8 protein-coding genes are annotated in these 6,805 nt (G+C 42.8%); 2 read left to right on the top strand and 6 right to left on the bottom strand.

From position 1 onward, the window contains the following. The 6 genes from J7K79_RS04070 to J7K79_RS04045 all read right to left on the bottom strand — a co-directional run. Window positions 1–1,415: hypothetical protein (locus tag J7K79_RS04070; RefSeq protein ID WP_296905441.1), on the bottom strand; the 1,415-nt coding region annotated here is incomplete at its 3' end. Beyond that, complete coding sequence (locus J7K79_RS04065) at window positions 1,412–3,346, bottom strand: toprim domain-containing protein (protein WP_296905440.1); 1,935 nt, start codon at window positions 3,344–3,346, stop codon at window positions 1,412–1,414. The genes J7K79_RS04065 and J7K79_RS04070, both read right to left, overlap by 4 nt. A 399-nt stretch (window positions 3,347–3,745) precedes the next feature. Beyond that, complete coding sequence (locus tag J7K79_RS04060) at window positions 3,746–4,003, bottom strand: hypothetical protein (RefSeq protein WP_296905438.1); 258 nt, start codon at window positions 4,001–4,003, stop codon at window positions 3,746–3,748. Then, a complete protein-coding gene (locus J7K79_RS04055; protein ID WP_296905436.1) occupies window positions 4,000–4,233 on the bottom strand; it encodes a hypothetical protein in 234 nt (77 codons plus the stop codon). The genes J7K79_RS04060 and J7K79_RS04055 overlap by 4 nt, the downstream gene beginning before the upstream one ends. Continuing rightward, window positions 4,230–4,412 carry a helix-turn-helix domain-containing protein gene (locus tag J7K79_RS04050; protein ID WP_296905434.1) on the bottom strand — a complete coding sequence of 61 codons (183 nt, stop codon included), beginning with the start codon at window positions 4,410–4,412 and terminating at the stop codon, window positions 4,230–4,232. Before J7K79_RS04050 ends, J7K79_RS04055 begins: the two co-directional genes overlap by 4 nt. Before the next feature lie 12 nt (window positions 4,413–4,424). Beyond that, entirely contained in the window at window positions 4,425–4,988 is a 564-nt protein-coding gene (locus J7K79_RS04045) for a site-specific integrase (RefSeq protein WP_296905432.1), read from the bottom strand. Window positions 4,989–5,661: 673 nt separating this feature from the next. Here J7K79_RS04045 and J7K79_RS04040 point away from each other — a divergent pair. Then, window positions 5,662–6,351 carry a hypothetical protein gene (locus J7K79_RS04040; RefSeq protein WP_296905430.1) on the top strand — a complete coding sequence of 230 codons (690 nt, stop codon included), beginning with the start codon at window positions 5,662–5,664 and terminating at the stop codon, window positions 6,349–6,351. A 273-nt stretch (window positions 6,352–6,624) separates the two neighbouring features. Next, the coding region (locus tag J7K79_RS04035; RefSeq protein WP_296905428.1) for a hypothetical protein at window positions 6,625–6,805 on the top strand (181 nt) is incomplete at its 3' end.

Genomic DNA, 6,805 nt, shown 5'->3' with positions numbered 1-6,805 from the left:
TCATATAGCAATTGAAGTGCTTCTTTCAGTCTTTGGTTGAGAACTGACCATCTTCGTGATTTAGCATAGGCGTTTGGAAATACTTTTGAGAAGCTACGGGCGGAGATAAAGCATTTATTGCTTTTGAAGTTTCGGGTTTGAAGAAGGTACAGAAAAACGTTTGTTATGAATTCTTTGGAACGGGAAGAGGTTGAAAGGTTATGCAATCGCACAAAAGAGTTAGGGATCATCGGGACAAAGTTCTTTCCATTATACAGGAAGATTGAATCAAGTTCGAAGTAGTCCACACAGTTTTCATCAGTTTCCTCGCCTACATACTCGAAGTAGCGGGGTACCAACGGGTAAATCCCTTTCTTTGTGCCATCTTTTGTGGTGAAGGCAATAACCAGCTTTGAAAGGTCGTAAATCGCATTTTTAATTCTCGTAGCTTCGTAGTCATTTACGCCAAGTTTTTCTCTGATCAATTCATTTGTGATGATCGGCACGTTTAGAGAACCTTTCGGAAGCTTTTGATTGGACTTTGCAACTCCAAATAATCGTCCTTTAATCTCCCCTGTTCGAATCATGCGAAGAATCAGATCAAAAAGGGCAATGTAGTGGTAAAGTCCCAAAGGCTTCTTTTCCTGTTTGCCAAGGTAGTACTGAACATTTACCACGTGCCCATCTTTTAAAAGTTCAACCCACGTGTCTTCTGGTTTTTTTCGTCCACTTACAGCGATCTTTATAGTATCGTGCTGGACTCGATACCTGAGTTTTCTGAATTGCAACATGCGGGTGATAAGGTCGATTTTGATAGAGGAATCACTTGGGGCGAATTCTTTCCAGTACTCATCGAGGTACTGATGAAAAAGTTCTTTCCTTTTGTTTTCTACGGGAAGTTTTTTTTCGTCTATGATTCCGAACCGCCAGAGCCAAAAGAGAAGTGAGAGATCATAAGGGTCTTGATCAATTAGATCGAGCAGGTATTTTTTGACGGTCTCTAGAGTATCATTCCAAAGTTCATCATCAACCTTGATCGCAGCGATTTTATCTGCAGGTATATGTAGTTCCACGATTGGGGAAGGTGTAGAATGGACGTTTGCGGGTTGGGATTTTGAAGCAGGGTGGATTGAGATGCTGAAGAATTTAATAAGATATGCGTAAGACTTAGGTGCATCATCAGAATGCAGTATCCTTAAACCCAAGTCAAACTTAGGTAACTGTAGGGCTTTTCTTACTTCACTGCCGAATTCTTCCAAAGTTACAATTCGATCACTCTGGTTTTTTAAGTGAGAAGCTAAAACTTCTTTGAGTGTATCATTTTGAGTGTATTTGGCAAAAGTGCCGTAGGTAGCAAGGTACTGAAAATCCTCATTTTCCGTGATTTTGACAACTCTGCCGTTTTTGATTTCTCTTTTCACGTCTTGGAGTTTCATAGAGGCACCTCCTTGTGAAGAGGAGTCACCTGGCGAGTGCTCCAATCAACTTGTAGATTGATCTTTATGCCGGCTTTTCCGTAGCGGTTCAGTTTGACTTCGCAGGCAATAATATCGTCTTGCTTTTCTAAATGCAGGTGTACACTTGCAAAGAATTCCTTTTCTCTGCTCCATCTTGCTTGTCCCTCTTCATTTTCTTGTGAGAGAAGGACACAAAGGCTTTGGGTGTCTAGGGCTAAGCTTTTTAGAGTCTGAACGATAAAACTAACTCGTCTTTCTTCACTCTCGAAACGTCCAGTAGTGCGGATAAGTTGGTCGTAGTCAATAATGAAGGCGGAAGGTTGCCAGGCTCTCACATATGCAGAGATTTCCTCAATTGTAAGCCCTTCCTCAATGGCGAATTTACCGGCGTATAACTCTGCTATTTCTCTTCTGTCTTTGTTCGTTACTTCTGAAAAGCGTTTTCCTTTCACTACGCCGGTAAAGAAGTTCATGATTTGCTTGGCAAGGAGTTCATACGTGACAAAAAGCACTTTGTAATCCTGATCAAGTAACTCCTTCGCCAGATTGAGGGCTAAGGTTGTTTTTCCGCTTTTTGTAGGTGAGGAGATCAGAAGGATATCGGAAGGGTACAGTCGAATTTCAGGCAACAACGGCAAATAAATAGGCTGATCTTCTTCAAAATCAATCAAGCCGGGATTTTGATCTATCGTCCGTATCTCCACTGTCTTGTAATTTGCTAAAGAAGCTTTCAGGGTTTCAAGTTCTTGGTCAAGTGGATAGCCTTCCTCAATTCGCTGGATGGTTTCCTTCATTTTGGAAATTACTTGCGTTCGTTTTTCCTCGTCTATCCGTGCCAGTTCTATTTGTTCAAGAACTTCGTCAAAGAGATCGAGAGAAATGCCGTACCGACTGAAGACTTCAACAATTGCGTCATAGGTGTGTGGATCTCTACAACGTTGATAGTAGTACAGCAGTCGCTTAACGAACATGAGACGGTATATGGGATCGCCAGACTCTTCGAACTTCCTCAAAAGGTGCTGGTGTTCAGATGCTACCCATTCTATGAAGTGCATTCGATTCGCAACTGCTTCCTTTAGCCATTCTGTTCCGAGTTCCATAAAAGCCTCGTTGACGTCTTTGTAGTTTTCAGGAATCGGCAAAATATAACACGATTCGCCTTTGCTCGAAAACTCTTTTATGCACTTTTTGAGGTACTCTCTTCCAGCTTCATCGTTGTCAAATGCCAGATGTGCAACAAGATGGTTCTGCACTACCCATTCAACTACCTTCTGAGGCGAATAATGTCCTCCCTCTGTACTGATGGCAGGTATTCCTAATCGCCAGAAAGTTAAAGCGTCAAAAGTTCCCTCAGTTACGACAACCGACATGTGCTTTGAAGGATCAGCGACATCTATCAAGGTAGAAAAGGGAACCTCATCACTTTTTCCTATTGCACGGTATTCTTTTCCTTCAAATGACCTGAATTTTTTCACTCCATTGAGGAGGTCAATCATGACCCCTTCCATGCCTTGAAATCGTGCAGGCTTGATATTAAAGCGTCTCATGAATTTTCTTGCTTCCGCTTCATTGTCAAACCCAAGCCTTTTAGAGATGTACTCAATGGCTTTCCTGTGTAATCCCTCATCTCTCGGGCTTTCTTCGTCCCTGACCTCAATGCCTAACTCCTCTGCTAAATAGCGGATGTGTCCACCTTCATGGAGAGGACAGCCAGGCTTTAAGCATTTGAATACACCTGTTTTGGCAATCCAGAAGCTGGGATTGGCGTCACCATGTTTGTGATATGATTTCTTTGGACAGCGGGCACGGTACCCGCGGGGATATTCCTTAACATCGTCCAGACGGTTGAGGATTTCCTCCAACAAGCCTGCCTCACTCACAGGGGCAGGCTTTTTCTCTTTTTGCTTCATGCTCTTCCCTCCCTTAACTTGAGAAATTCTCTCAGCACGTTGACGGGCATGCATACAAGCCATTGGCGTCTGTCTGATCTACCTGACAACGGTACCCGTTTAGCGTCAAAGCCCATGTCTTTCAAAATCTTCTCGACTTCTCTCCTCCCCGTTACAAGCGTTACAAACTTTCAAGAAGCGTTACACATCACTGAGCTCCCTTTTTCATCAATCCCCCCCACCCTGAAGCCTCTTTCACTCCTCACATGCTTTGTTCGATGCTTTTTCTTTGCCCCATTTCCTGCGAATTTCTTTCCTTATCTTCTCGATCTCTTCACGAGTGTAATGCTCTTTCCAGTCTTCGTTGTAGTGAATTTCAATCCACCGTGTTATGGTGTTTTCGTTCAGTCCTGCCGAGTACTACTTTTCAAGTGCGTTTTGGGGAGTATCCACAAGGTCGATGATGATGAGCTGATACTCGCAGTTTTGCTTTTTTCCAAGCTCGTCGAAGTATCTCTCCATCTCATCCTTCGTTGGAAATTCCAAGGTTGTATCTTCGAGCGAAGCGAAGTAATGGGATCGTTCCTTCTGACTATCCCAATTTCTTTCTATAACAACAACCTTCGTTTCTCGATTCTGGGAAAGCTTCTTTTCAATCCGTCTGATTCTTCCCTTCATCTCACCTCGCTCCTTTCCTCAAGTATCGTCTCAAGCCTTTCAATGCGTTTCTCAAGATCATGTTTTTCGATGATCTGACTTAGCACACTCGCAAGATACCCCATCACCCTAGCCTTCTCGAGATAGAGCTTGAAAATCTTCGGATCGACCTCTTCAGGGTTCAATTTTCGAATTACGTTCAGTTCGTGTTGAACTCTCCTCAAAAGCGTTTCGGTGCTTATCTTCCTCATTCTTTCGCCCCTTTCATCTTGCTTTGCAAAAGTTCTTCAATATCCTCACGTCGATAGACAATCTTTCGTGGAGATATCCGAATGGGCTTGAGCTCTCCACGTTTTTCCATGCGAATTACCGTTGACCTGGAGATATTGAAAAGCTCCATGATGTCCTTTCTTGTCAGGAATTCCTTCATCCTATCACTCCTTTACAGGGACAAAGCCATATAAGCGTTGAAAATCTGTTCCCTCGTTATGCCGATATAGCGAAGCGTGATAGCAGGAGAGGAATGATTCAAAACCTTCTGAATCAGTTCAAGAGGATAGCCCGCCTGATAAGCGTGATAGCCCCATGTTTTTCGCATTGTATGTGTTCCTACTGGCTCTTTCCAGCCTGCTCGCTTTGCGTACTCATTCAGGAAAGCCCACACATACTGACGACTCCAGACCTTTCCACGGTTGCGGTTGCTCTCACTCACGAAGACGAATTCATCATCAGGTTTTTCTCTCCAGTCGGGGAATTCCTCTTCTAAGACCTTCCGAACAGATGGAGTGATGGGAAATTCCTTCCATTTGCCCGTCTTTTTCTCCTTGATCCTGATTGTTTCTCCTTTCAAGTCACCCCACCTGAGTCTGAGAATATCAGAAACCCTCAAAGCACTATTGATCCCCAGAGTGAAGAGAAGAAGCTCCTTCGATCTGCCGTCCACACTCATCAGTTCCTTCATTCTTTCGATAACCTTTCTGTCCCTGATTGGCTGGACTTCCATCATGGCACCCCCCCCTTTATGTCAACCAACCTCTGCACTCATTATATCACTTTGTATCTTATCGTGTCAAATCACTCCTAGTTGACACAATGAGATTGTGTAAACTAAACTTGGCCGAGAAACGCTTTGAAAAACACTCAGAGGGTTTTATACCAGCCGGTAGAAAAAAGATTCTCTACAGCCATTCTGGAAGGTCTAAAAGGGAGGAGCTGAAAAGGAGGCATTCGCTACAAAGTTCATCCGAAAATCTTACGTCGAATCTTATCTCAAGCCGTCCATTTGGTAAGAAACTCATGAAATTCCGCTCAGAGAATAGCGAAGGTTCCTCCTATTTTACGAAGCTTGCGAAGGTTGTCTCACGGCAAATGTGTCGAAGTGTCGAACTTCCGAAGTTCCAAAAGCTGACAAACCTGGCAAAACAAGGTAAACCCTGCAAAACTTTGAAAGTAAGTTCCCAACTTCCCAATGACGCCTTTTATTTTCGCCGTAGAGGTGGTTTTTTCTCTTCCGAAAGTATAATTTATCCCGAGGAAAAAACTTGCTTCTACGGGCGATTTTCACGGTCAGTTCTTCGAAGGTTCGAAGGTTGTAAAGGTAAAGGTCGAAAAGGGACACTGTAACGGTTCTGGGCTATTTGCAACGCCTGTAACGGATACGTTCTCAGGTTGTGCCCTCTTTGCTCAGGTTGCTCACGTTAACGACCATGGTCAAACATTCCTTTTTCATAATGAGCGATGCTGTGGGGATTAACAGGTATAAAATATCTTATGAAAAAATGGGGGGTGAAGCTATGAGGAAATTTTGTTTTTTGTTCGTTTTGGGGATTCTGATGATCACAACTGCAATAACAGTTTTTGGAGATTCTTCCTTCGGAGGGTTCAAAATTCTCAATCCTGAGTTTGAGAACGAAGACTTGAAAGCCGTCTTTTCAATTAAAAGAATGGATGCATTATCCGTAAGGATTTATAACAAGACAAATCGAATTGTGGCTGTCCACTGGGGTCAGTGTTTGATAACAGATAATAATGGGCGAGCTGTAAAAGCCTATAGTTTACTGAATGAGTATTCACGAATTCTTATTCCACCTCAAGGCTATATTGATGACAATATAGTTCCTGTAACTCACATCCGATTTTCATCTAAGTATTCATATTCTAAAGACAACATAGAATATATAGAACCGCTGTCGAGTGAAAGGCTTGAACGCTATTTTTTGATTGTTTACGAGGTGGGGGGGAATAGAAAAAGTTTGAGTGGTATAATCCGTTTAAGCTATACTCCCCCAGAACCGGGAGCTGTATTGGTTGGTTTAGGTGCTTTGCTTACTCTTTTGGTTCTATTGGGGCTCTTAAGTAGGGGATTGTAAAATCAAGAAAAGCTATCTTTACAAAGGAATATTCCGCTTGAAGTCCTTTATTCTTCTCGATATTAGAAAATACACCTGCACAAGATCACGCAGTGCAATTTTTCTATTTCCCGCCTCAGCTTTCATATCTCCTCAAGCAATAATTTTCTTCCCTCGAAACTCATATAACCCCTTGCTGAGGTAACATATAATATGTGGGTATCATATCAAGAGAGTTGCCTTCAATACAGCCTTTTTTGGTTTATCACTATCATGATAATGAGAGGTGCTATCATGCCCAATATAAGCGAAATTTCCAGGCATGTTAGTCTCCCGTACTCCACCACATGGAAATACTTGAAAATCTTGAGTGAACGGGGCTTTGTAACTATCACGAGGACTTCTCACGGTACCGTGATAACGGATGATGATTTCCAGACCTTCCAGGAATTCGTACGTCTGGTGAGAGAAGAAG

Source organism: Thermotoga sp. (assembly GCF_021162145.1).
Lineage (GTDB): Bacteria > Thermotogota > Thermotogae > Thermotogales > Thermotogaceae > Thermotoga.
This window is presented reverse-complemented; position numbering and strand designations above follow the sequence as displayed.